This is a genomic window from Streptomyces sp. NBC_00080, assembly GCF_045041255.1.
Lineage (GTDB): Bacteria > Actinomycetota > Actinomycetes > Streptomycetales > Streptomycetaceae > Streptomyces > Streptomyces coriariae.
Genome location: NZ_CP108235.1, coordinates 2,690,158 through 2,715,517, shown reverse-complemented (window position 1 = coordinate 2,715,517; position 25,360 = coordinate 2,690,158). Strand labels below are relative to the sequence as shown.

14 protein-coding genes are annotated in these 25,360 nt (G+C 71.2%); 10 read left to right on the top strand and 4 right to left on the bottom strand.

Going from position 1 to position 25,360, the window contains the following annotated elements; translation table 11 throughout:
* Positions 1 to 39: 39 nt before the first annotated feature.
* Entirely contained in the window at positions 40 to 2,781 is a 2,742-nt protein-coding gene (locus OHU34_RS11795) for a SpoIIE family protein phosphatase (RefSeq protein WP_405766213.1), read from the bottom strand.
* Between the two features lie 375 nt (positions 2,782 to 3,156).
* On the opposite strand from OHU34_RS11795, the gene OHU34_RS11790 reads away from it, so the two are divergent.
* The 10 genes from OHU34_RS11790 (at position 3,157) to OHU34_RS11745 (ending at position 18,097) form a co-directional block, all read left to right on the top strand.
* On the top strand, positions 3,157 to 8,619 hold the full coding sequence (locus tag OHU34_RS11790; RefSeq protein WP_108221457.1) for a HAMP domain-containing protein: 5,463 nt from the start codon (positions 3,157 to 3,159) through the stop codon (positions 8,617 to 8,619).
* Between the two features lie 261 nt (positions 8,620 to 8,880).
* The gene (locus tag OHU34_RS11785; protein WP_054243719.1) at positions 8,881 to 9,570 is read left to right on the top strand and encodes a two-component system response regulator; all 690 of its coding nucleotides are present in this window, start codon (positions 8,881 to 8,883) and stop codon (positions 9,568 to 9,570) included.
* A 164-nt stretch (positions 9,571 to 9,734) separates the two neighbouring features.
* The gene (locus OHU34_RS11780) at positions 9,735 to 12,458 is read left to right on the top strand and encodes a DNA translocase FtsK (protein WP_405766211.1); all 2,724 of its coding nucleotides are present in this window, start codon (positions 9,735 to 9,737) and stop codon (positions 12,456 to 12,458) included.
* Positions 12,459 to 12,713: 255 nt separating this feature from the next.
* Positions 12,714 to 13,553, top strand: coding sequence for a helix-turn-helix domain-containing protein (locus OHU34_RS11775; RefSeq protein WP_142266470.1), 840 nt, complete (start codon positions 12,714 to 12,716; stop codon positions 13,551 to 13,553).
* Positions 13,554 to 13,642: 89 nt separating this feature from the next.
* Positions 13,643 to 15,112 (top strand): 30S ribosomal protein S12 methylthiotransferase RimO, encoded by a 1,470-nt coding sequence (rimO, locus tag OHU34_RS11770; protein ID WP_230194465.1) that lies wholly within the window; start codon positions 13,643 to 13,645, stop codon positions 15,110 to 15,112.
* Positions 15,109 to 15,909 (top strand): CDP-diacylglycerol--glycerol-3-phosphate 3-phosphatidyltransferase, encoded by an 801-nt coding sequence (gene pgsA, locus OHU34_RS11765; RefSeq protein ID WP_142266472.1) that lies wholly within the window; start codon positions 15,109 to 15,111, stop codon positions 15,907 to 15,909. Before rimO ends, pgsA begins: the two co-directional genes overlap by 4 nt.
* The gene (locus OHU34_RS11760) at positions 15,906 to 16,451 is read left to right on the top strand and encodes a CinA family protein (protein ID WP_142266473.1); all 546 of its coding nucleotides are present in this window, start codon (positions 15,906 to 15,908) and stop codon (positions 16,449 to 16,451) included. The genes pgsA and OHU34_RS11760 overlap by 4 nt, the downstream gene beginning before the upstream one ends.
* Before the next feature lie 109 nt (positions 16,452 to 16,560).
* The gene (locus OHU34_RS11755) at positions 16,561 to 16,941 is read left to right on the top strand and encodes a helix-turn-helix domain-containing protein (protein WP_020125026.1); all 381 of its coding nucleotides are present in this window, start codon (positions 16,561 to 16,563) and stop codon (positions 16,939 to 16,941) included.
* Between the two features lie 206 nt (positions 16,942 to 17,147).
* Positions 17,148 to 17,618, top strand: a complete 471-nt coding sequence (locus OHU34_RS11750; RefSeq protein ID WP_142266474.1) for a Dps family protein — start codon at positions 17,148 to 17,150, stop codon at positions 17,616 to 17,618.
* A 128-nt stretch (positions 17,619 to 17,746) separates the two neighbouring features.
* Complete coding sequence (locus OHU34_RS11745) at positions 17,747 to 18,097, top strand: hypothetical protein (RefSeq protein WP_405766207.1); 351 nt, start codon at positions 17,747 to 17,749, stop codon at positions 18,095 to 18,097.
* Positions 18,098 to 18,382: 285 nt separating this feature from the next.
* Here OHU34_RS11745 and OHU34_RS11740 read toward each other — a convergent pair whose 3' ends face one another.
* From OHU34_RS11740 to OHU34_RS11730, 3 genes are all read right to left on the bottom strand, one after another.
* Complete coding sequence (locus OHU34_RS11740) at positions 18,383 to 19,147, bottom strand: SDR family NAD(P)-dependent oxidoreductase (RefSeq protein WP_405766205.1); 765 nt, start codon at positions 19,145 to 19,147, stop codon at positions 18,383 to 18,385.
* A gap of 150 nt (positions 19,148 to 19,297) precedes the next feature.
* Positions 19,298 to 20,140 (bottom strand): Fpg/Nei family DNA glycosylase, encoded by an 843-nt coding sequence (locus tag OHU34_RS11735; protein WP_142266477.1) that lies wholly within the window; start codon positions 20,138 to 20,140, stop codon positions 19,298 to 19,300.
* Between the two features lie 42 nt (positions 20,141 to 20,182).
* Entirely contained in the window at positions 20,183 to 25,174 is a 4,992-nt protein-coding gene (locus tag OHU34_RS11730) for an ATP-dependent helicase (protein WP_405766203.1), read from the bottom strand.
* Positions 25,175 to 25,360: the final 186 nt, after the last annotated feature.

The window sequence follows — 25,360 nt, the reverse complement described above, 5'->3', positions numbered from 1 at the left end:
TTCGGGCGGGGGCTTCTTCATGCCCTGCGTACTCTTTTCTCACGCCACCCGCATCGCCAGGATCGCCATGTCGTCGGAAGGGGCGTCGGACGCGAAGCGCTCCACCGCGCGCATGATGCGGGCCGCGACCGCGCCGGCGGTGAGACCGGTGCAGGTGGTGAGGACGTCGGCGAGGCCGTCGTCGCCCAGCATGCGGGTGCCCTCACGGCGCTCGGTGACGCCGTCCGTGACGCAGAGGAGGACGTCGCCCGGATCGAGGGTGACCGTCTGCTCGTAGAGCTCCAGGTCCTCCATGACGCCCAGCAGCGGCTGCGGTTCGGCGGCCGCCTCGACGGTGCCGTCCTGGCGCAGGCGCAGGGGCAGCGGGTGGCCGGCGCAGACCACCTTCAGCTCGGCGCTGCCGTCCTCCTGCGGACGCATCTCGCCGTAGAGGAGGGTCAGGAAGCGGCTGCGGGCGCCCTCGTCGAGGATGGCCGAGTTGAGGCGCTCCAGGACGGCCGGGCCGCTGAGCCCCTCGCGTGCGAGGAGGCGCAGGGCGTGGCGGGCCAGGCCGGTCACGGCCGCCGCGTTCGGGCCCGTGCCGCAGACGTCACCGATGGCGAAGCCGTACGCGCCGTCGCTGATGGGGAAGACGTCGTAGAAGTCACCGCCGACCTCGTTGCCCTCGCCGGCCGCGCGGTAGATGACCTCGACCTCGACGCCGTCGATCTCGGGGAGCTCCGGCGGCAGCAGGCTGCGCTGGAGGGCCTGGCTGATGGCCGTGCGCTCGGAGTAGAGGCGGGCGTTGTCGAGGGCGAGGGCCGCCCGGCGGCTCAAGTCCTCGGCCAGTTCCAGGATTTCCTGGCGGAAGTGTTCGTCGGTGGGCTTGCCGAGGGTCAGCATGCCGATGACGCGGTTGCGGGCGACGAGGGGGAGCACGACCGTCTCGCCGCCCACTGCCGAGGCGGTGGCGAGCGTGGGGCCGATGCCGGATGCCACCTGGTGGGTCGGGCCGCCGGTCAGGCCCAGGCTGCGCATGGAGCTGCGCAGGGCCGCGTCGTGCGCAGCGGCGGCGGGGGCTGCCCAGACCCGGGCGCCCGGGGTGGGGACCGGGTCGGGCGGTGCGATCTTCGAGAGCAACGACTTGATGCCGTCGATGAATTCCTCGTCCTCGTGCAGGACGTACGACAGGTAGGGATCGGAGGCCTGGTCGGCGATCGTGTAGACCGCGCACCAGGTGGCCAGGGTCGGAACCGTCATCTGGGCCATCAGGGCGAGGGTCTGGTCGCGGTCCAGGGTGCCCGCGAGGAGGTCGGAGGCCTCGACGAGGAAGCTGAGGGAGCCTCGGCGCAGGCGTTCCAGCTCGCCGAGGCGGGCCGACTCCACGGCCAGGGCGATGCGGTCGGCCGCGAACTGCAGGCGCAGTGCTTCCTCGTTGGAGTAGCGGCCGGAAGCCTCTGCCGCGACGCCGAGGGAGCCCGTGAGCCGGCCCTCGACCTTCAGCGGGACCGTGACGACCGAGCGCATGCCCGTGCCGTTCAGCAGGGGTACGGCGCCGGGGACGGCCAGGAGATCCTCGTGGACGGCCGGCATGCGGGCCGAGCCGTAGCGGCCGGGGCCCGCCTCGACGGGCACGCGCGCGAAGCGCTGGCGGGCGGAGGGCAGACCCGTGGAGGCGCGGACCTCCAGTTCCGTCTCGTCGTCGGTCGCCAGCAGGAGGAAGGCCGAGTCGCCGTCGAGCATGTCGCGGGCCCGCTCCACCGTGCGCTGGAGGAGACCGTCGAGGTCGTCCGGGGCCGGGGAGCCGATGAACACCTCGAAGGGATCGGCGTTCTGGCCGTCCGAGGTGGTGGCCGGGTCGGAGGCCGGGCCGCGTGACGGGGTCTGGAGGACCGCGCGCTCGTGGTCGCGGACGAGCAGGCAGACCGTGGAGGGCTCGCCGTCGGTGTCGCGGACGCGGAGGTGGGAGGCGTACACGGGCGTGACGCGGCCGTTGGCGCCGCGGATGCCGTAGCTGCCCTCCCAGCGGGAGAGCTGGAGGGCCTCGACGATGCCGGTGCTGGTGCCGGGCGTGTGCGGCCAGGCGGCGAGGTCGGTGAGTGGTTTGCCGGTGACCTGGTCGGCCGAGTAGCCGAAGAGCTCCTCGGCGTCTTCGTTCCAGGCCGAGATGGCCCCCGTGCGGTCGATCTGGACGACCGCCACGCGCACCCGGCTGTCGGCGAGCGGGAGGAGGTCGGCCGGGAGGGACGGGCCGGCCGTGCGGGTGCCGACCGGGCGGTCGGGGAGGTCGAGCTGGAACCAGACCTGCTTGTGGGTGGGGGTGTACTCGACGCCCCAGCGGGCGGCGATGGCCGCGCACAGCTGGAGGCCGCGGCCGCCCTCGCGGTCCGGGCTGCCCATGGTGGCGAGGGAGCCCTGGAGGGGAATCTCACGTTCGGGATACCGGTCGGACACCTCGATGCGTACGCCGTCGGCGCTGCGCAGGCACAGGACGTCGGCGTGGGTGCCCGCGTGGACGACCGCGTTGGTCACCAGTTCGCTGGTGAGGACGACGGCGTCGTCGATGATGTCGGCGAAGCCCCAGCCCTGGAGGGTGTCGCGGACGAAGGAGCGGGCGGTCGCCACGGATCTCCCGACGGGCTCGAAGCTGGCAGCCGCGCGCGCGGTGATCACTGAACTCCTCGGCCGGTCGTCGACGTGCAGGGCTCCCTGGCCGGTCAGGTCGCCTCGCTGGTGGGGCGGGCGCGTGCTGGAAGGCCGGGGGTCCGGGGTCTGTCCCCCCGGGATCAGTCCGGTGGTCATGTGTGCGGCCGCCCCTCCGATGCCCGCTCGTGCTCGTGCCACCGCCCAGGCCGGTCGGACCGGCGTGGCTGGACAGCCGCATGCAAGGTTACTTACCTTCCCGGCCCCTACGGATGCCGGTCGCCAGTGTTTCCGCCCGAGGGTGTGCGGACGATGTGCGAAGCTGCCGAACTGTTATGGCCTGGTTCGGCAAGGGTGAAACACTGGGCAAGCTTCTTGTGAAGGTCCGGGCAGACTGGGTGTCTTCTGAGTACAGGGGGCAGCAGCCCCCCGGGTCCGCCTGGTTTCATCGGGCGGAATACCGAGTGGCAACAGGTATGGCGAGCAGTAGCACCCAGGCACAGCGGTAACGGTCGATCCCTGTGGGAGGGACAAGTGGAGTCTGGCGCAGCGACGCGGGGCACTAAGACGCGCGCGAAAGGCGGACAGTCTCTGAGCAGGCCGCGTACACCACGCGGCGGGACGACCGTCGTGGACACGGCGGCCTTGCACCGGCTGCTGGGAGCCCTCGGCTCCATGCGGGACGGCAATTTCCGCAAGCGGCTCACGGTGTCCGGTGACGGCGTGATGTCGGAGATCGCCGCCGTGTTCAACGAGGTCGCGGACCGGAATCTGCATCTCACGGGTGAGCTGTCGCGGGTCCGGCGCATGGTGGGACGTGAGGGAAAGCTCACCGAGCGGCTGGAGACGGGCGCCTGTGAGGGGTCCTGGGCGACGGCCGTCGACAACTCGAACGCGCTGGTCGACGACCTCGTGCGGCCTGTTTCCGAGGTCGGGCGGGTGCTGTCGGCGGTCGCCGAGGGTGATCTGTCGCCGCGGATGGAGCTCAGGACGCACACGCCGGAGGGGACCGGGCATCCGCTGCGCGGTGAGTTCCTGAAGGTCGGGCGGACGGTCAACAACCTCGTGGACCAGCTCTCCACGTTCACCGACGAGGTCACGCGTGTGGCCAGTGAGGTGGGGACCGAGGGCAAGCTGGGCGGTCAGGCCCAGGTGCGCGGTATGTCCGGTTCGTGGAAGGACCTCACGGAGTCCGTCAACACGATGGCGTACCGGCTGACCGCGCAGGTGCGGGACATCGCGCTGGTGACGACGGCCGTGGCCAAGGGTGATCTGTCCCGGAAGGTGACGGTTCACGTCGAGGGCGAGATGCTCGAGCTGAAGAACACCGTCAACACGATGGTGGACCAGCTCTCCGCGTTCTCGTCCGAGGTGACGCGGGTGGCCCGTGAGGTGGGCACCGAGGGCATCCTGGGCGGTCAGGCGCAGGTGTCCGGCGTGGACGGGGTGTGGAAAGAGCTCACCGACTCGGTGAACACCATGGCCGGGAACCTGACGGCCCAGGTGCGTGGCATCGCGGAGGTGACCACGGCGGTCGCCAACGGCGATCTGTCGCAGAAGGTGACGGTGTCGGCGCGCGGCGAGGTCGCGCAGCTGGCCGACACGATGAACCAGATGACCGAGACGCTGCGGACCTTCGCGGACGAGGTCACGCGTGTGGCCAACGAGGTGGGGGCCGCGGGGCAGCTGGGCGGCCAGGCGAACGTGCCGGGCGCGGCGGGTACCTGGAAGGACCTGACGGACTCCGTCAACACCGTCTTCAGGAACCTCACCACGCAGGTGCGGGACATCGCGGCCGTGACGACGGCCGTGGCCAGCGGAGATCTGTCGCAGAAGGTCACGGTGGACGTGGCCGGCGAGATGCTGGAGCTGAAGAACACCGTCAACGGGATGGTCGACCAGCTGTCGGCCTTCGGCGCCGAGGTGACGCGCGTGGCGCGGGAGATCGGGGTCGAGGGTGAGCTGGGCGGTCAGGCGCAGGTGTCGGGCGCGGCCGGGACGTGGAAGGACCTGACGGACTCCGTCAACACGGCGTTCAGGAATCTCACCGGACAGGTGAGGAACATCGCGCAGGTCACCACGGCCGTGGCCAACGGTGACCTGTCGCAGAAGGTCACGGTGGACGTCTCCGGCGAGATGGCCCAGCTGAAGAACACCGTGAACACGATGGTGGACCAGCTGTCGTCGTTCGCCGACCAGGTGACCCGGATGGCCCGGGACGTGGGTACAGAGGGCCGGCTGGGCGGACAGGCCCGGGTGGACGGTGTGTCGGGCACCTGGAAGGAGTTGACGGACTCCGTCAACTCGATGGCCGGGAACCTGACCTCCCAGGTGCGCAACATCGCGCAGGTGACGACGGCCGTGGCCCGTGGTGACCTGTCGCAGAAGATCGACGTGGACGCGCGCGGGGAGATCCTCGAGCTGAAGAACACCATCAACACGATGGTCGACCAGCTCTCGGCCTTCGCCGACCAGGTGACCCGGGTGGCGCGGGACGTGGGTACCGAGGGCCGGCTGGGCGGGCAGGCGCAGGTGCCCGGCGTGGCCGGTGTGTGGCGGGACCTGACGGACTCGGTGAACGGCATGGCCGGCAACCTCACCGCCCAGGTGCGCAACATCGCCCAGGTCGCCACCGCCGTGGCCCGCGGTGACCTCTCGCAGAAGATCACCGTGGACGCGCGCGGGGAGATCCTCGAGCTGAAGAACACGCTGAACACGATGGTCGACCAGCTGTCGTCGTTCGCCCAGGAGGTCACGCGGGTCGCCCGTGAGGTGGGTACGGAGGGGCAGCTCGGCGGACAGGCCGAGGTGCAGGGTGTCTCCGGCACCTGGAAGGACCTCACCCAGTCGGTGAACTTCATGGCGAACAACCTGACGATCCAGGTGCGTCAGATCGCCGAGGTCACGACCGCGGTCGCCAAGGGCGACCTGTCGAAGAAGATCACGGTCGACGCCAAGGGCGAGATCCTGGAGCTCGTCACCACCGTGAACACGATGGTGGACCAGCTGTCGTCGTTCGCCGAGCAGGTGACCCGGGTGGCCCGTGAGGTGGGCACCGAGGGCATCCTGGGCGGCCAGGCGCACGTGCCCGGCGTCACGGGCATCTGGAAGGACCTCAGCGGCAACGTCAACCTGATGGCCAAGAACCTGACCATGCAGGTGCGCAACATCTCCCAGGTCGCGGCGGCCGTCGCCAACGGCGACCTGACGCGCCAGGTGACCATCGAGGCGCGCGGCGAGGTCCAGCAGCTCGCCGACACGTTCAACACCATGGTGAAGACGCTGAGCTCGTTCGCCGAGCAGGTCACCAAGGTGGCCCGTGAGGTGGGCACGGACGGCATCCTGGGCGGGCAGGCGCACGTGCCGGGCGTGGCGGGCACGTGGAAGGACCTCACCGACTCGGTGAACGGCATGGCGTCCAACCTGACCGGTCAGGTGCGCAACATCGCCATGGTCACGACGGCCATCGCCAAGGGTGACCTGACGAAGAAGATCGACATCGACGCGCGCGGGGAGATCCTCGAGCTGAAGACGACGATCAACACGATGGTCGACCAGCTGTCGTCGTTCGCCGAGGAGGTCACCCGGGTCGCCCGCGAGGTGGGTACCGAGGGGCAGCTGGGCGGTCAGGCACGCGTGCGTGACGTCGACGGCACCTGGCGCGACCTGACCGAGTCCGTGAACGAGATGGCCGGGAACCTGACCCGGCAGGTGCGTGCCATCGCGCGCGTGGCGACCGCGGTGACCCGCGGTGACCTGAACCTGAAGATCGACGTGGACGCGTCCGGGGAGATCCAGGAACTCCAGGACTACATCAACAAGATGATCGCCAACCTGCGCGACACCACGATCGCCAACAAGGAGCAGGACTGGCTCAAGGGCAACCTCGCGCGCGTGTCCGCCCTGATGCAGGGCCGGCGCGACCTCCAGGACGTGGCCTCGCTGATCATGAGCGAGCTGCCGCCCCTGGTGGCCGCGCAGCACGGCGCGTTCTTCCTGGCGATGCCGCCGGCCGAAGGCGGCACGGACCTGTACGAGCTGCGGATGCTGGGTTCGTACGGCTACTCGATGGGCTCCATGCCGACGTCGTTCCGGCCCGGTGAGGCGCTGGTCGGGACGGCGGCGGAGGAGAAGCGGACGATTCTCGTCGCGAACGCCCCGACCGGGTATCTGAAGATCTCCTCGGGACTCGGTGAGGCGCCGCCCGCGCAGGTGATCGTGTTGCCGGTGCTGTTCGAGGGCCAGGTGCTCGGGGTGATCGAGCTGGCGTCGTTCACGCCGTTCACGCAGATCCAGAAGGACTTCCTGAACCAACTGGCCGAGATGATCGCGACCAGCGTCAACACGATCTCCGTCAACACCAAGACGGAGCAGCTGCTGAAGCAGTCGCAGGAGCTGACTGAGCAACTGCGGGAGCGGTCGGCCGAGTTGGAGCAGCGGCAGAAGGCCCTCCAGGCGTCCAACGCCGAACTGGAGGAGAAGGCCGAGCTGCTGGCCCAGCAGAACCGCGACATCGAGGTGAAGAACACCGAGATCGAGGAGGCGCGGCAGGTCCTGGAAGAGCGTGCCGAGCAGCTCGCGGTGTCGATGCGGTACAAGAGCGAGTTCCTCGCCAACATGTCGCACGAGCTGCGCACGCCGCTCAACTCGCTGCTGATCCTGGCCAAGTTGCTCGCCGACAACGCGGACACCAACCTGACGCCGAAGCAGGTCGAGTTCGCCGAGACGATCCACGGCGCGGGGTCCGACCTGCTCCAGCTGATCAACGACATCCTCGACCTGTCGAAGGTCGAGGCGGGCAAGATGGACGTCTCGCCGACGCGTATCGCGCTGGTCCAGCTGGTCGACTACGTGGAGGCCACCTTCCGTCCGCTGACCGCGGAGAAGGGCCTCGACCTGTCCGTGAGGGTGTCGCCGGAGCTGCCGGCCACGCTGCACACCGACGAGCAGCGGCTGCTCCAGGTGCTGCGCAACCTGCTGTCCAACGCGGTGAAGTTCACCGACTCCGGGTCGGTCGAGCTGGTCATCCGGCCGGCCGGGGCGGAGGTGCCGGTGGCGATCCGGGAGCAGTTGCTGGAGGCCGGTTCGCTGACCGACGCGGACGCGCCGCTGATCGCTTTCTCGGTGACCGACACCGGCATCGGGATCGCCGCGAGCAAGATGCGGGTGATCTTCGAGGCGTTCAAGCAGGCCGACGGCACCACCAGCCGCAAGTACGGCGGTACCGGCCTCGGGTTGTCGATCTCGCGGGAGATCGCGCAGTTGCTGGGCGGTGAGATCCACGCGCAGAGCGAGACGGGCCGTGGCTCGACGTTCACGCTCTACCTGCCGCTGCACCCCAGTGAGCTGCCTCCGCAGGGCTACCAGCAGGTGGTGCCCGCCCTGGAGGCCGGCGACCTGGTGGCCTCGGAGAACGGCGCACGCGAGCTGTCGGAGCTGTCCGACGCGGAGATCGAGATGCCGGCCGAGGTGCGGTCGTACCAGGACGCGCAGAACGGGCCGGCGGCTCTCTTCCGGCGCCGGCGCCGCCTGGTGAGCGGCGGCGAGCAGGTGGGGCGGCCGGAGCAGTGGCCGGCCCGTGCGCAGGAGACGGCGGCGCACCCGCGCGTGGGCATCCGGTTCGGCGGTGAGAAGGTGCTGATCGTCGACGACGACATCCGCAATGTGTTCGCGCTGACCAGCGTCCTGGAACAGCACGGCCTGTCGGTGCTGTACGCGGAGAACGGCCGTGAGGGCATCGAGGTACTCGAGCAGCACGACGACGTGGCGGTCGTCCTGATGGACATCATGATGCCCGAGATGGACGGCTACGCGACGACCACGGCCATCCGCAGGATGCCGCAGTTCTCGGGGCTGCCGATCATCGCGCTGACGGCGAAGGCGATGAAGGGCGACCGGGAGAAGGCGATCGAGTCGGGTGCCTCCGACTACGTGACGAAGCCGGTCGACCCCGATCACCTGCTGTCGGTGATGCGGCAGTGGATGCGGGACGAGTGAGGGGACCTGCGGCGTGACGGGAACCTTCGGGAGGCGCCCGGAGTTGCTGACTCAGGGTGTCCGCTGTCGTGTAGCGGGGCGGAATTCGGGGAACCTTCTGGTCTCCTGCTGCGTTCCTGCTACGTGCACAGTGACATCACGGTGACAGGGTGTGGCGACGGTCGGGGTGCGGCTACCATGACCGGCACAAGGAAGGGCGGCGCAAAGGAGTCGTCCCCAGGGGCGGCGCCCGGTGCACTGCCGGGGCGAGGAGGGCGGGCCATGGTGCAGAAGGCCAAGATCCTCCTGGTCGATGACCGGCCGGAGAATCTGCTGGCGCTGGAGGCGATCCTCTCAGCGCTCGATCAGACGCTGGTGCGGGCATCGTCCGGGGAAGAGGCGCTGAAAGCACTGCTGACGGACGACTTCGCGGTCATTCTGCTGGATGTTCAGATGCCGGGAATGGACGGCTTCGAGACGGCCGCGCACATCAAGCGGCGGGAGCGGACCAGGGACATCCCGATCATCTTCCTCACCGCGATCAACCACGGGCCGCACCACACCTTCCGCGGGTACGCGGCCGGTGCGGTGGACTACATCTCCAAGCCGTTCGACCCGTGGGTGCTGCGTGCGAAGGTCTCGGTGTTCGTCGAGCTCTACATGAAGAACTGCCAGCTGCGCGAGCAGGCGGCGCTGCTGCGCCTGCAGTTGGAGGGTGGTGGCGGCAAGGCCACCGCGGGTGGCGGCGTCAAGGAGTCCGCGGGGCTGCTCGCCGAGCTCTCCGCGCGGCTCGCGGCCGTCGAGGAGCAGGCCGAGGCCCTGTCCAAGCAGTTGGACGACGAGTCCGCGGACGCGGCGGCGGTGGCCACGGCGGCGCACCTGGAGCGTAAACTCACCGGTCTGCGCCGGGCGCTGGACGCCCTGGAGCCGGGCACCGGCAGCGGCACGGCCGCGTTGCCGTCACCGAACTGATCGGAACTGACGCGTGCGACGCATCGAGTTGTGCATGAGGGCGCGTCAGTTCCACCTCCACCGAAGGCGGACGTGTCAGTTCCGCGCCTTCGGGAGGGCGACACGAACGGGTGAAGCAGTGGGCACACGTGTCCGTTGTGGTCTCCACCGGTAACCTCACACCCATGGCCTCACGTCCGTCCGCAGCCAAGAAGCAGCCCGCCAGGAAGGCGGCTGCTCCCGCGAAGGCTCCGGCGAAGCGGGCCGCCGCCAAAAAGGCCCCGGCGAAGAAGGCGCCCGCCAGGAAAGCCGCGGCCAGGAAACCCGTGCCCGCGCCGGCGCCCAGTCCCACAGGGGGCGTCTACCGGCTGGTGCGCGCCATCTGGCTCGGACTGGCGCACGCCGTAGGCGCCGTGTTCCGCGGCATAGGGAACGGCGCGAAGAACCTCGACCCGGCGCACCGCAAGGACGGCGTCGCGCTGCTGCTGTTCGGCCTCGCGCTGATCGTCGCCGCGGGGACCTGGGCCGACCTGCGCGGCCCTGTCGGCGACCTCGTCGAGATCCTGGTGACCGGCTCCTTCGGGCGGCTCGACCTGCTGGTGCCGATCCTGCTGGCGGTCATCGCCGTGCGCTTCGTCCGGCATCCCGAGAAGCCCGAGGCCAACGGCCGTATCGTGATCGGCCTGTCCGCGCTCGTCATCGGCGTGCTCGGCCAGGTCCACATCGCCTGCGGCGCGCCCGCCCGCAGCCACGGCATGCAGGCGATAAGGGACGCGGGCGGACTCATCGGCTGGGGTGCGGCGACCCCGCTGACGTACACCATGGGCGAGGTTCTCGCCGTACCGCTGCTCGTGCTGCTCACGGTCTTCGGGCTGCTGGTCGTCACGGCGACCCCGGTCAACGCCATCCCGCAGCGGCTGCGGCAGCTCGGGGTGCGGCTGGGTGTGCTGCACGACCCGGCGGCGGACGAGTACGACGACCTCGACGACGACGCGCGCTACGACGAGCAGTGGCGCGAGGCGCTCCCCGGGCGCCCCCGCCGGCGCTCGGGCGCCGCCGAGGCGTACAACTCCGAGGACGCCGAGCAGGAGGCGCTCTCCCGGCGGCGCGGCCGCCCCAGGCGCTCCGCGGTGCCGCAGCCGGCCATGGACCGGCGGCTGGACGCCGTGGACATCGCCGCGGCCGCCGCGGCCGACCTCGACGGCGCCGTCCTGCACGGCATGCCGCCCTCGCGGATCGTCGCCGACCTCACGCAGGGGGTGAGCGTCGGCGACGGGGAGCCGACCACGCCGACGCCCGTTCCGGCCCCGGCCTCCCGGCCCAAGCAGCAGAAGCTCAAGACGGGTGGGGGAGCGGTCCCCGACCTGACCAAGTCGGCCCCCCAGGAGGCGCGCGAGCTCCCGCCGCGCGCGGAGCAGCTCCAGCTGTCCGGCGACATCACCTACTCGCTGCCCTCGCTCGACCTCCTGGAGCGCGGCGGGCCAGGCAAGGCGCGCAGCGCGGCCAACGACGCCGTCGTCGCCTCGCTGACGAACGTCTTCACCGAGTTCAAGGTCGACGCGGCCGTCACGGGCTTCACGCGCGGGCCGACGGTCACCCGATACGAGATCGAGCTGGGCCCGGCCGTGAAGGTCGAGCGGATCACCGCGCTGGCGAAGAACATCGCGTACGCCGTCGCCAGCCCCGACGTGCGGATCATCAGCCCGATCCCCGGCAAGTCCGCGGTCGGCATCGAGATCCCCAACACCGACCGGGAGATGGTCAACCTCGGCGACGTGCTGCGGCTCGCGGACGCGGCCGAGGACGACCACCCGATGCTGGTGGCGCTCGGCAAGGACGTCGAGGGCGGCTACGTGATGGCGAACATGGCGAAGATGCCGCACGTCCTGGTGGCCGGAGCCACCGGTTCCGGCAAGTCGTCCTGCATCAACTGCCTGATCACGTCGATCATGGTCCGCGCGACCCCGGAGGACGTGCGGCTGGTCCTGATCGACCCCAAGCGCGTCGAACTGACCGCCTACGAGGGCATCCCCCACCTGATCACGCCGATCATCACCAACCCGAAGCGGGCCGCCGAGGCGCTGCAGTGGGTCGTACGGGAGATGGATCTGCGCTACGACGATCTGGCGGCGTACGGCTTCCGGCACATCGACGACTTCAACGCGGCCATAAGGAACGGCAAGGTCAAGCCGCCCGAGGGCAGCGAGCGCGAGCTTCAGCCTTACCCCTACCTGCTGGTGATCGTCGACGAGCTCGCCGACCTGATGATGGTCGCGCCGCGTGACGTCGAGGACTCGATCGTGCGTATCACGCAGCTCGCGCGCGCGGCCGGCATCCACCTGGTGCTCGCCACCCAGCGCCCGTCGGTCGACGTCGTCACCGGCCTGATCAAGGCGAACGTGCCCTCGCGGCTCGCCTTCGCCACCTCCTCGCTGGCCGACTCGCGCGTCATCCTCGACCAGCCGGGCGCCGAGAAACTGATCGGCAAGGGTGACGGACTGTTCCTGCCGATGGGCGCGAACAAGCCGACCCGGATGCAGGGCGCCTTCGTGACCGAAGCCGAGGTCGCGGCCGTCGTACAGCACTGCAAGGACCAGATGGCGCCGGTCTTCCGGGACGACGTCACGGTGGGCACCAAGCAGAAGAAGGAGATCGACGAGGACATCGGCGACGACCTCGACCTGCTGTGCCAGGCGGCCGAGCTGGTCGTCTCCACCCAGTTCGGATCGACGTCCATGCTCCAGCGCAAGCTGCGCGTCGGCTTCGCCAAGGCCGGCCGCCTGATGGACCTCATGGAGTCGCGGAACATCGTCGGGCCCAGCGAGGGTTCCAAGGCGCGTGACGTTCTCGTGAAACCGGACGAGCTGGACGGCGTGCTCGCCGTGATCCGGGGGGATTCTGGGGGGTAGACGTCAGTCAGGGAAGGGGCGGCCGGCCGTGACTCACCCGTTAGAGAGCAGTGGGCAACCGTTTCCCTTTGGCATACGTCCAGTTGAGCGAGAGGACAGGTGCGGCTCCCCGCCGGGGCCGTAACCGGCCCGTCATCGGTGTGACCGGCCATACCGATGGCGTACAAAGTCGTACCGCCCGGTTGCCCCTCCCTTTGGCACCCCCCCTAGACTGAACCTCCAGCACAGGTGGCTATACGCTCGAAAGGCGCCCCCGTGTCCATCGGCAACTCCCCTGAAGACGAGCGTCCGTTCGAAGACCCGTCCGAGGAAGCCCCCTTCTCCATCGGCCGCGCCCTGAAGCAGGCCCGCATCACGGCCGGGCTGACCGTCGATGACGTCAGTTCCGCCACCCGGGTCCGCATCGCCATCGTCCGCGCCATCGAGTCCGACGACTTCGCCGCCTGCGGCGGGGACGTCTATGCCCGCGGGCACATCCGGACCCTGGCCAGGGCCGTCCATCTCGACCCCGCCCCGCTGATCGAGCGGTACGACGACACTCACGGCGGCCGTCCGGCACCGACCCCGGCCGCGCCCCTCTTCGAGGCGGAACGTATCCGCCCCGAGCGGCGCGGGCCGAACTGGACCGCGGCCATGGTCGCCGCGATCGTCGCCGTGGTCGGCTTCGTCGGCTTCACCGCCTTCACGGGCGGCGACGACGACGGGTCGAAGGACCAGGTCGCCGAGGGCGCCACCCCCGCGACCGGCAAGACCGCCTCACCCACGACGAAGACGGACAAGCCCGTCGACGAGAAGCCGGAACCCTCCGACAGCGCCATCGCCGCGGCCCCTCAGGACAAGGTGACCGTCCAGGTCAGCGCCGCGGACGGCCGCAGCTGGGTCGCCGCCAAGGACCACAACGGCCGACTGCTCTTCGACGGCCTGCTCAAGCAGGGCCAGTCCAAGACCTTCCAGGACAGCGAGAAGATCAACCTCGTCCTCGGTGACGCCGGCGCGATCGATCTCTACGTCAACGGCAAGAAGCTCGACGACGACTTCCAGCCCGGCGCCGTGGAGCGGCTGACGTACACGAAGGGCGACCCCAAGGTCGGATAGGCCAGGCGCGCCTTCGGGTGTACGGGGTTGGCGAAGATCGCCAACCCCGTCGACGTTCGGTGTCGGTGGGACAAAGTAGTCTTGAGCCCATGCCTGAACGCCGTACCGTCGCACTCGTCACCCTTGGCTGCGCCCGTAACGAGGTGGACTCGGAGGAGCTCGCAGGCCGTTTGGAGGCGGACGGCTGGCAGCTCGTGGAGGACGCCGAGGACGCGGACGTAGCCGTCGTCAACACCTGCGGCTTCGTCGACGCCGCCAAGAAGGACTCCGTCGACGCCCTCCTGGAGGCCAATGACCTCAAGGGGCATGGCAGAACCCAGGCCGTCGTGGCGGTGGGCTGCATGGCCGAGCGCTACGGCAAGGAACTCGCCGACGCCCTGCCCGAGGCCGACGGTGTGCTCGGCTTCGACGACTACTCCGACATCTCCGACCGCCTCCAGACCATCCTGAACGGCGGCATCCACGCCTCCCACACCCCGCGCGACCGGCGCAAGCTGCTGCCGATCAGCCCGGCGGAGCGGCAGGAGTCGGCCGCCTCGGTCGCCCTGCCCGGTCACGGGCCGAACGACCTCCCCGAGGGTGTCGCCCCGGCCTCCGGCCCCCGCGCGCCCCTGCGCCGCCGGCTCGACGGCGCCCCGGTCGCCTCGGTCAAGCTCGCCTCCGGCTGCGACCGGCGCTGCTCCTTCTGCGCCATCCCGTCCTTCCGCGGCTCCTTCATCTCGCGGCGGCCGAGCGACGTGCTGAACGAGACGCGGTGGCTGGCCGAGCAGGGCGTCAAGGAGATCATGCTGGTCTCCGAGAACAACACCTCCTACGGCAAGGACCTCGGCGACATCCGGCTGCTGGAGTCGCTGCTGCCCGAGCTGGCCGAGGTCGACGGCCTCGAGCGGGTGCGGGTCAGCTACCTCCAGCCGGCCGAGATGCGGCCCGGCCTGATCGACGTGCTGACCTCGACGCCGAAGATCGCGCCCTACTTCGACCTGTCCTTCCAGCACTCGGCGCCCGGCGTGCTGCGCGCGATGCGCCGCTTCGGCGACACCGACCGCTTCCTGGAACTCCTCGACACCATCCGGGGCAAGGCGCCCCAGGCGGGTGTGCGCTCCAACTTCATCGTGGGCTTCCCCGGTGAGTCCGAGGCCGACCTGGCCGAGCTGGAGCGCTTCCTGAACGGCGCCCGCCTCGACGCGATCGGTGTCTTCGGCTACTCCGACGAGGACGGCACCGAGGCCGCGACGTACGACGGCAAGCTCGACGTGGACGTCGTGGCCGAGCGGCTCGCCCGGGTCTCCCGGCTCGCAGAGGAGCTCGTCTCGCAGCGGGCCGAGGAGCGGGTCGGCGAGACCGTGCACGTGCTGGTCGAGTCGGTGGACGAAGAGGGCGTGTACGGCCGCGGGGAGCACCAGGCTCCGGAGACGGACGGACAGGTGCTGCTCACATCGGGCGTAAACCTGAGCGTCGGTCGTATGGTCGAGGCGAAGGTGGTCGGTACGGAAGGTGTCGACCTGGTGGCCGAGCCCCTGCCGGGTTCGTTCGGGTGTAGCGAGGAGGCGGGCAGATGACGGGTGTTCCGGCATCGGCTGCGGGCGGCTCCTCGCAGGCTTCACCGGCTTCGCAGACCTCACCGGGTCCCCAGGCTTCGCAGGCCGCGCAGACGGCGGGCGCGGTGGTGGTTCCCTCCGAAGCGACTGCCGATGCGGCCGCGATCGCCGACCCTGAGGATGCCGGCAGGCCGCCGCGGGGCGCCAAGCTGGCGGCCGCCGCCGTCAACCAGGCGAGCGTCTGGAACATCGCCAATCTGCTGACGATGCTTCGGCTGATCCTGGTGCCCGGCTTCGTCGCGCTGATGCTGGCCGACGGCGGCTACGACCCGGCATGGCGTGCGTTCGCCTGGGCGGCCTTCGCGATCGCCATGATCACCGACCTGTTCGACGGGCACATCGCGCGGACGTACAACCTCGTCACCGACTTCGGGAAGATCGCCGACCCCATCGCCGACAAGGCGATCATGGGAGCGGCGCTGATCTGCCTCTCCTCGCTCGGCGACCTGCCGTGGTGGGTGACGATCGTGATCCTCGGCCGGGAACTCGGGATCACGCTCCTGCGTTTCCTGGTCATCCGGTACGGCGTCATCCCGGCGAGCCGGGGCGGCAAGCTGAAGACGCTCACGCAGGGCGTCGCGGTCGGGATGTACGTCCTGGCGCTGACGGGCTGGCTGGCCACGCTGAGGTGGTGGGTGATGGCCGCGGCGGTCGTCCTGACCGTGGTGACCGGGCTCGACTACGTACGGCAGGCCGTTGTGCTGCGCAGGCAGGGAATCGCCGAGCGCAAGGCCGCGTTGGAGGAGACGCAAGCGTGAATTCCCCGGCCACCGAGGTGGTGCGACTACTCACGGTGAACGAATCGACCCTCGCCGTGGCCGAGTCGCTGACCGGTGGCCTGGTCGCGGCGGAGATCACCTCGGTCCCCGGCGCGTCCAAGGTCTTCCGCGGTTCCGTCACCGCCTACGCCACCGACCTCAAGCACGGACTGCTCGCGGTCGACGCGGACCTGCTGGCCGCGCGCGGGGCCGTGGACGCGCAGGTCGCGGCCCAGATGGCCGCCGGCGTGCGGAAGGCGCTGGGAGCCGACTGGGGCATCGCGACGACGGGCGTCGCCGGCCCCGACCCACAGGACGGACAGCCGGTGGGGACGGTTTTCGTGGCGGTGGACGGCCCGTTCCGGGCGGAATCCGGTTCCGCCGGCGGCGGAAAAGTGGAGGCCCTGCGGTTGAACGGCGACCGGGCGGAAATTCGTAGAGAGAGTGTACGGAGCGTACTCGCACTGCTCCTGACAGAGCTTGCGGGCGAACACACCGGGAATGAGCGGGCACAGGATACGGAACAGAACGGGGGGTTTTGATGTTTGCAGCCCTGAGTGAACACGACATCGCTCCCCGCACGGCCGCAGCGCAAGGCGGTACGGTGGGGCGTGAAGGATGCGGCTACGCGGTCCGAGGAGGGAGCCACCGATGATTCTGCTCCGTCGCCTGCTGGGTGACGTGCTGCGTCGGCAGCGCCAGCGCCAGGGCCGTACTCTGCGCGAAGTCTCCTCGTCCGCCCGAGTCTCACTCGGCTATCTCTCCGAGGTGGAGCGGGGGCAGAAGGAGGCTTCCTCTGAGCTGCTCTCCGCCATCTGCGACGCGCTGGACGTACGGATGTCCGAGCTCATGCGGGAAGTGAGCGACGAACTCGCTCTCGCCGAGCTGGCTCAGTCTGCTGCCGCCACCCCCCGCGAGCCTGTACCGGCGTCGGTTCGTCCGATGCTGGGTTCCGTGTCGGTGACCGGTGTGCCACCGGAACGGGTGACCATCAAGGCCCCCGCCGAGGCGGTGGACGTGGTCGCCGCGTGACATTCACGCGCACGGGCGTGTGACGCGTGGGCGTGTGACGCGACACAGGCACGTAGGAAAGCACGTGTGAGGCCCCGGCCGGGGCTTCTCCGGGAGACCCGGAGAAGGTGCGGTCGGGGTTTTTCGCGTCTGTCGTCCGTTTGCCGGTGCGGGGTGCCGAGGTCATCGTGGAGGGGCATCTCGGGGGCCAACCACCGGAGGTACCGATGAACGTCGTCAAGAGTCCCCTGTCCGACGCGGATCTGAAGACCGTCTCGGAGGCGTTGCAGGGCGCGCTCGTGGACCTGGTCGACCTGTCGCTCGTCGCCAAGCAGGTCCACTGGAACGTCGTCGGGCCCCGTTTCCGGTCCGTCCACCTCCAACTCGACGAGGTCGTGGACGTCGCCCGCGCCCACTCCGACACCGTGGCGGAGCGTGCCTCGGCCCTGGGCGTCTCACCGGACGGACGTGCGGCGACGGTGGCGGCCGGCAGCGGGATCAGCGCGGTGGCGGCGGGCTGGATCAAGGACGCCGACGCGGTGGGCACGCTCGTCGCCGCTCTGGGCGCGGTGATCACCCGGATGCGGGATCGGGTGTCGGCCACGGGTGACGCGGATCCGGTGAGCCAGGACATCTTCATCGGGATCACCGCCGATCTCGAGAAGCACCACTGGATGTTCCAGGCGGAGAGCGTGTGAGGCGGCTGGGGCGCGGGCGGCGGTCTGGCTCGCCTGATGCGCCGATGTGCCGTCCGTGCGCCCTGCCGGGGGTCGGGGCGCACGTCTAGCGTCGGCCTCTGCGGAGGCACCGGGGGTTACTGGGTGTCGTGGTGAGGCTCGGGCTGGAGGTGACGGCCGTGGCGGGGCGAATAGCGGAGCGTGGGGCCGCGCTGGGGCTCTGCCTGGGGTTGGGCACGGTGTGGTGGTGGGCCGTGCTGAGACTCGCCGTGGCGCCGGACGCCGGCGTGCTGGAGGGGGCGGTCGCCGCCGGAGGGTGGGGGCTGAGCCTGCTGCCCGTGCACTGCGTCGCCAAGGCACGTGCGGTGGGGGCGGTCGGGGAGGGGCGATGGAGGGCTGCCTGGCGGGGGGCCGCGGGCGGCGGTGGGGCCGGTGGTGGCGGCAGAGTCGGTGGTGGCGCGGAGGGCGGGGGCGGCGCGGAGGGGGAGGCGCGGGGGTAGGTGCCCTTGTGGAGGCGCTTTGTGGAGGTGTGGTGTTTCGTGGAGGTGCCTCGGCTGGGGGCGGGATGTCCTCGGGCGGGTGGCGGGTGGCTGGGCCGCTTGGGCTGTGCTGCCCTCGTGCGCTTGGCGCGGTCTGAGGGTGGTGCTTGGCCTGATGATTCTTCGCCTACGGCTGGAACCAGGCTGCGGGGGCGGGCGGGCTGATGGACGGTATCGACGCGGGAGGGATGTCAGCGGAGGCTGCTGGGGTGGTTCGTCGAGGGGCGGTTGGCGGTGGGGCGGTGGTTACCAGGGCATTGCCACGCCGCCGTTCGGGCGGAGGATCTGGCCCGTGGTGAACGCCGACGCGTCCGAGGCCAGGTGGAGAACGGCGTGGGCGATGTCCTCCGGTTCGCCGACCCGGCCCAGGGGCGACATGCGGGCCATGAGCGCCTCGGTGTGCGCCTGTGCGCCGGCGTCGTGGCGGTCGGTCATGGGGGTGCGGATCCAGCCCGGGGCCACGGCGTTGACACGAATGCCGTACCGACCGACCTCCGTCGCCAGGGTCTTCGTCAACTGGACCACGGCCGCCTTGGCGACGCCGTAGCAGAGCAGACCGGGGCCGCCGGTGTCCACCGCGCCCGAGGCCATGGTGACGATGCTGCCGCCGGTGTCGCGCGCCAGCATCAGGTGGGCCGCCTCCTGGCAGGCGTACAGCACGCCCTTGAAGTTGACGGCCAGGACCCGGTCGAGGTCCTCGTCCCGGGTGTCCAGCACCGGACTGCTGTGCATGATCCCGGCGACGGCGGCCATGATGTCCAGCCGCTCGCAGGATTCGACGGCCTGCCGGACCTGGGTGCGGTCGGTGACGTCGAGGGGGTGCGTGCGGGCCGTGCCGCCCCGGTCCTTGATCAGCGTCGCCGTTTCGTGCAGGCCCTGTTCGTCGCGGTCCGCGCCGTGCACGGTGGCGCCCGCCTGGGCGAGGAGTACGGCGCAGGCGCGGCCGATGCCGCTCGCGGCGCCGGTGACGAATGCGGTGCGTCCGGTGAGGTCGTACGCCTTGACGGCCATGAAGGGACGGTACGAGGGTTTCTGACGGTCCGTCAATTGTGGCGGGCTTGTTCGCTCGGGGATGCTTGGCGGCGGCTCGTCCGGCTCGTACAGCGCGTACAGCGCGTCCGGCACGTCGACGAGGAGCCGGGGAGCGGTCGTCGAGGGTCGTCACCGGGTGGTGCGTGGGCGGAGGCGGCGCGTCGGCGGGGAGCCCGGTGCCGGGGCGGGGCCGGTCTGGCAGGCGGGGCACCAGTAGGTCGGGCGCTCGCGGGAGCCGTCGCCCTGGTCGGCGACCCGGACCGGTGTTCCGCAGCGCAGACAGGGGCGGGGTGCGCGGCCGTAGACGAACAGGTTCTGGCCGCGGCGGCCCGTCGTGTTGCGGACCGGCTGGTCGCGGTTGGCCTCCAGGAGCTTCTTCGCGAGGACGGGCAGCATCGCGGCGCGGTCGGCGGGGAGCGCGCCGACGGGGAGCCAGGGGGTGACGCCGAGGAGAAAGCAGAGCTCGCTCTTGTACACGTTGCCGATGCCGGCGAGGTTGCGCTGGTCGAGGAGCGCCTCGCCGAGGGAGCGGGCGGGGTCCGTGAGGAGGTTGGCGAGGGCGCGCTCGGGGTTCCAGTCGGGACCCAGCAGGTCGGGGCCGAGGTGCCCGACGGCTCGTGACTCGTCGGCGGTGCGCAACAGGTCGAGGACGGGGAGGCGGTAACCGACGGCGGTGCGGTCGTGGGTGCCGAGGATCGCCCGGATCTGGTACGCCGGGCCGCCGGTCCAGCGCTGGTCGCTCGTGAACACCTTCCACGAGCCGTCCATCCGCAGGTGCGAGTGGAGTGTCAGGTCGCCTTCGACGCGGGTGAGGAGATGCTTGCCGCGCGGGGTGACGTCCAGGACGGTGCGTCCGGTGAGGTCGGCGGTGGCGTACTTGGGCACGCGGAGATCGGAGCGCGTCAGCACCTTGCCTGCGAGGGCGTCGTGCAGGCGCCTCGCGGCCTGCCAGACCGTGTCACCTTCGGGCATGGGTCAAGGGTGACATGCGAGTCGCCGGGTGGGGGGTGGCGGTCATGCGCGCAGTCGCAGGCCGCGAGGGGTCGCGATGAAGCCCGCTCCTTCCAGGAGGCTGCCGATGGGGGAGGTGAGAGCGGAGGCGCCGTTGACGCGCTCCACCGTGACCGTGCCGAGGGAGCCCGCGCGCGCGGCCTCCGCGAGGGCTTCCGCCGCGGTGTGCAGGCGTGGGTCGTCGCTGGGGGTGTTCTCGCCGTCCGGAGTGGACGGCCAGGCCAGCAGGGTCTTGCCGCCACGCTCCATGTAGAGCGTCAGTTCGCCGTCCACGAGCACCACCAGGGAGCCCGCCTTGCGGCCCGGCTTGTGCCCGGCGCCGCTCGGTGGCTCGGGCCAGCCCAGGGCGGCGCCGTACGCGTTCGCCGGGTCGGCGGCGGCGAGGACGACGGCGCGGGACACCCCGGATGTGGTGCCGTGGCGATTGCGGTTCTGGGCGCGCCGAGGGTCGCGGTGGTCGGGGAAGCGCGAGCCGGTCGAGTGGTCCGAGCCGTTCTGCCTGTCTGTGCCGTACGGGCCGCCTGAGCCGTTCGGGAAGCCGCTGCCCCCGCGCGGGCCACCGGCGCCCGGGGAGGCGAGGTCGCGGGGGTATACGTACTCGTCCGGCGAAGCGGGGGATGCCGGGGCGTCGAAGGGGGAGGGCGGACGGCCGTCGAGGCCGGGGACGTCCCAGGCATCTGCAGGGAAGGCGTCGGGGAAGGTGAAGTCGTCCGAGGGGCTCGTCGCCGGGTTCGGGCCGGGCAGCGGCTCGCCGCGGTCGCGGGCGTTGGCCACCGCACGCAGTCGGTCCACGGCGCCGTCCATGGCGAACTGTGCCGCGCCGAGGCCTTCGACCACATACCCGCGACGGGCCTGACCGCTCTCCTCGAAGACGGACAGGACGCGGTACGTCGCCGAGAAGCCGCCTTCGACGCCCTCGGCAGCGACCGCGCCCCGCGTCACCACGCCGTGCCGGTCGAGGAGGGTACGGGCGAGGGCGTGGGCGCGGACCGTGGGGTCGGACTCGGGGGCCGGCAGGAGGGACCAGCGACCGCCGACGGTCGGAGGGCCGCCCCGGGAAGCGGGGCGGGCCGCGGCCGTCAGCGAGCCGTAGCGACCGCGCGGGACGCTGCGCTTGGCGCGGTGGGCCGTGGAGCCGGCCGTGCGCCCCGAGCCCAGCAGGGCGCGCAGCGGGGTGAGTGTGTCGTTGGTGAGCCGACCGGACCAGGCCAGGTCCCAGACGGTGTCGGCGAGCTGCGGGTCGGTTGCCTCGGGGTGCGTGGTGGCACGGACCCGGTCGGCGATCTGGCGGAAGAACAGGCCGTAGCCCCCGGAGAGGGCGTCCAGGACCGACTGGTGCAGTGCCGTCAGCTCCAGCGGGTGGGGCGGCGGCAGCAGCAGGGGCGCCGCGTCCGCCACGTACAGGGAGAGCCAGCCGTCCTTGCCGGGGAGGGCGCCCGCTCCGGCCCAGACCACCTCTCCGGCCGCGGTGAGCTCGTCGAGCATCGCGGGGGTGTAGTCCCGCACGCGGGACGGCAGAACGAGCCTCTCCAGGGCCGAGGCGGGCACCGAAGCGCCCTGGAGCTGCTCTACGGCGCGCACCAGTCCGTCGGTGCCGCGCAGGGCGTGGCCCTTGCCGATGTGCTGCCACTGGGGCAGGAACTGGGCGAGCGCGGGCGGCGGAACCGGCTCCAGCTCGTGCCGCAGGGCGGCCAGGGAGCGGCGGCGCAGCCTGCGCAGGACCGTCGCGTCGCACCACTCCTGGCCGATGCCCGCCGGGTGGAACTCGCCCTGGACGACGCGCCCGCCGGCCGAGAGCCGCTGGAGGGCGCCCTCGGTCACCGCCACGCCGAGGCCGAAGCGGGCGGCCGCGCCTGCCGAGGTGAACGGCCCGTGGGTGCGGGCGTAGCGCGCGAGGAGGTCGCCGAGCGGGTCCTTGACCGGCTCCGTGAAGGCCTCCGGCACACCTACCGGGAGCGCCGTGCCGAGCGCGTCGCGAAGCCGCCCCGCGTCCTCGATCGCGGCCCAGTGGTCGGCGCCCGCGACACGGACCCGGATGGCACGGCGGGCGGCGGCCAGCTCCTGCGCCCAGTGCGGTTCGGCGCCGCGCTCGGCCAGCTCGGCGTCGGTGAGCGGGCCGAGGAGGCGCAGGAGGTCCGCGATGCCTTCGGCGTCCTTCACCCGCCGGTCCTCGGTGAGCCACTGGAGTTCCCGCTCCAGTTCGGTGAGGACCTCGGCGTCGAGCAGCTCGCGCAGCTCGGCCTGGCCGAGCAGCTCGGCCAACAGACGTGAGTCCAGGGAGAGGGCGGCCGCACGGCGCTCGGCGAGCGGGGAGTCCCCCTCGTAGAGGAACTGGGCGACGTAACCGAAGAGGAGGGAGCGGGCGAAGGGCGACGGCTCCGCAGTGGTGACCTCGACCAGGCGCACCTTGCGGGCCTCCAGGTCACCCATCAGCTCCACGAGGCCGGGAACGTCGAAGACGTCCTGGAGGCACTCGCGAACCGCTTCCAGGACGATCGGGAACGAGCCGAACTCGCTCGCCACCTGGAGTAGTTGGGCGGCGCGCTGGCGCTGCTGCCACAGCGGGGTGCGCTTGCCGGGGTTGCGGCGCGGCAACAGCAGCGCGCGGGCGGCGCACTCGCGGAAGCGGGCCGCGAACAGGGCCGAGCCGCCCACCTGATCGGTGACGATCTGATCGACCTCGCCTTTGTCGAAGACGACGTCGGCCGCGCCGACCGGTGCCTGCTCGGCGTCGTATTCCGTGCCCGCCTTCGAAGGCTCCCGGTCGAGCAGGTCCAGGCTCATCAGGTCGGCGTCCGGCAGCCGCAGGACGATGCCGTCGTCCGCGTGCATGACCTGGGCGTCCATGCCGTAGCGCTCGGAGAGTTTGGCACCCAGCGCGAGGGCCCAGGGGGCGTGGACCTGAGCCCCGAAGGGGGAGTGGACGACGACCCGCCAGTCACCCAGTTCGTCCCGGAAGCGCTCCACGACGATCGTGCGGTCGTCCGGGACGTGTCCGCAGGCCTGGCGCTGCTCGTCCAGGTAGGAGATCACGTTGTCGGCCGCCCAGGCGTCCAGGCCCGCGGTGAGCAACCGGAGCCGGGCGTCCTCCTTGGGCAGCGAGCCGACCTCACGCAGGAACGCGCCCACCGCACGGCCGAGCTCCAGCGGACGGCCCAGCTGGTCGCCCTTCCAGAACGGCAGGCGGCCGGGGACACCGGGGGCGGGGGAGACCAGGACGCGGTCGCGGGTGATGTCCTCGATGCGCCAGGAGCTGGTGCCGAGCGTGAAGACGTCGCCCACGCGCGACTCGTACACCATCTCCTCGTCGAGTTCGCCGACCCGGCCGCCGCCCTTCTTGGGGTCGGCGCCCGCCAGGAAGACGCCGAACAGGCCGCGGTCGGGGATCGTGCCCCCGGAGGTGACGGCGAGACGCTGGGCGCCTGGACGGCCGGTGATCGTGCCGGCGACGCGGTCCCACACCACGCGCGGGCGCAGCTCGGCGAACGCGTCGGACGGGTAGCGGCCGGCCAGCATGTCCAGGACCGCGGTGAACGCGGACTCCGGGAGTGACGCGAAGGGGGCGGCACGGCGGACCGTGGTCAGCAGGTCGTCGACCTGCCAGGTGTCGAGCGCGGTCATGGCGACGAGCTGCTGCGCCAGGACGTCCAAGGGGTTGGCGGGGACCTTCAGGGACTCGATCGAGCCGGTGCGCATCCGCTCGGTGACCACCGCCGCCTGGACGAGGTCACCGCGGTACTTGGGGAAGACCACACCGGTGGACACCGCGCCCACCTGGTGCCCCGCGCGGCCGACGCGCTGGAGACCCGAGGCCACCGACGGCGGGGACTCGACCTGGACGACGAGGTCCACCGCGCCCATGTCGATGCCGAGCTCGAGGCTGGAGGTCGCCACGACGGCGGGCAGCCGGCCCGCCTTGAGATCCTCCTCCACGAGCGCGCGCTGTTCCTTCGAGACCGAGCCGTGGTGGGCGCGCGCGATGACGGGCGGGGCGCCCTGGGCAGCACCCGAGCCACCCATGAGCTCCGCGGGCGAGTGGTGCTCGTCCAGCGGCTCGCCGGTGGCCCGCTCGTAGGCGATCTCGTTGAGCCGGTTGCACAGGCGTTCGGCGAGACGGCGGGAATTGGCGAACACGATGGTGGAGCGGTGGGCCTGGACGAGGTCGGCGATCCGCTCCTCGACATGCGGCCAGATCGACGGGCGCTCCGCCCCTTCCGAGCCTTCGGCGACCGGGGAGCCGCCCAGCTCGCCCAGATCCTCCACCGGGACGACGACCGAGAGGTCGAACTCCTTGCCGGACTTCGGCTGGACGATCTCCACCTTGCGCTGCGGGGAGAGGTAGCGCGCCACCTCGTCGACCGGCCGGACCGTGGCCGAGAGGCCGATGCGGCGGGCCGGCTTCGGCAGCAGTTCGTCCAACCGCTCCAGGGAGAGGGCCAGGTGCGCGCCGCGCTTGGTGCCCGCCACCGCGTGCACCTCGTCCAGGATCACCGTCTCGATGCCCGTCAGCGCGTCGCGCGTGGCCGATGTGAGCATCAGGAACAGCGACTCGGGGGTCGTGATCAGGATGTCCGGGGGGCGGGTGGACAGCGCGCGGCGCTCGGCGGGCGGGGTGTCGCCGGAGCGGATGCCGACCTTGACCTCGGGCTCGGGCAGGCCGAGACGCACGGACTCCTGACGGATGCCGGTCAGGGGGCTGCGCAGATTGCGCTCCACGTCGACCGCGAGCGCCTTGAGGGGGGAGACGTAGAGGACCCGGCAGCGCTTCTTCGGGTCGGCGGGAGGAGGTGTCGAGGCGAGCTGGTCCAGGGCGGCGAGGAAGGCGGCCAGGGTCTTCCCGGAGCCGGTCGGGGCCACCACCAGCACGTCCGCGCCCTCGCCGATGGCCTGCCACGCGCCCGCCTGGGCCGCGGTGGGCGCGGAGAACGCCCCCGTGAACCAGCCGCGGGTCGCGGGGGAGAAGCCGTCGAGGGCTCGGTGTGCGGAGCTGACCATGCGTCCATCCTGCACCCGGCCACTGACAATTGCTCTGACCTGCGCAGATACGGCGTTCCCGGGTCCAGGCTGTCGACGCCCTCCGTGCCGGTCTGCCGGTGCCCTCCGCGCCGGGCTGTCGGCGTTCGCCGTGCGGCGGGGCGCGGTGGGCCGGTGGCGCGGTGGTTCGGTGGTGCGTCGCGGAGA

What these genes read in the sequence shown, in the direction of transcription:
- OHU34_RS11740 (WP_405766205.1), bottom strand. Translation starts at nt 19,147, where the DNA reads ATGGCCGTCAAGGCGTACGACCTCACCGGACGCACCGCATTCGTCACC.
- OHU34_RS11735 (WP_142266477.1), bottom strand. Translation starts at nt 20,140, where the DNA reads ATGCCCGAAGGTGACACGGTCTGGCAGGCCGCGAGGCGCCTGCACGAC.
- rimO (WP_230194465.1), top strand. Translation starts at nt 13,643, where the DNA reads ATGCCTGAACGCCGTACCGTCGCACTCGTCACCCTTGGCTGCGCCCGT.
- OHU34_RS11795 (WP_405766213.1), bottom strand. Translation starts at nt 2,781, where the DNA reads ATGACCACCGGACTGATCCCGGGGGGACAGACCCCGGACCCCCGGCCT.
- OHU34_RS11785 (WP_054243719.1), top strand. Translation starts at nt 8,881, where the DNA reads ATGGTGCAGAAGGCCAAGATCCTCCTGGTCGATGACCGGCCGGAGAAT.
- OHU34_RS11730 (WP_405766203.1), bottom strand. Translation starts at nt 25,174, where the DNA reads ATGGTCAGCTCCGCACACCGAGCCCTCGACGGCTTCTCCCCCGCGACC.
- OHU34_RS11780 (WP_405766211.1), top strand. Translation starts at nt 9,735, where the DNA reads ATGGCCTCACGTCCGTCCGCAGCCAAGAAGCAGCCCGCCAGGAAGGCG.
- OHU34_RS11750 (WP_142266474.1), top strand. Translation starts at nt 17,148, where the DNA reads ATGAACGTCGTCAAGAGTCCCCTGTCCGACGCGGATCTGAAGACCGTC.
- OHU34_RS11755 (WP_020125026.1), top strand. Translation starts at nt 16,561, where the DNA reads ATGATTCTGCTCCGTCGCCTGCTGGGTGACGTGCTGCGTCGGCAGCGC.
- pgsA (WP_142266472.1), top strand. Translation starts at nt 15,109, where the DNA reads ATGACGGGTGTTCCGGCATCGGCTGCGGGCGGCTCCTCGCAGGCTTCA.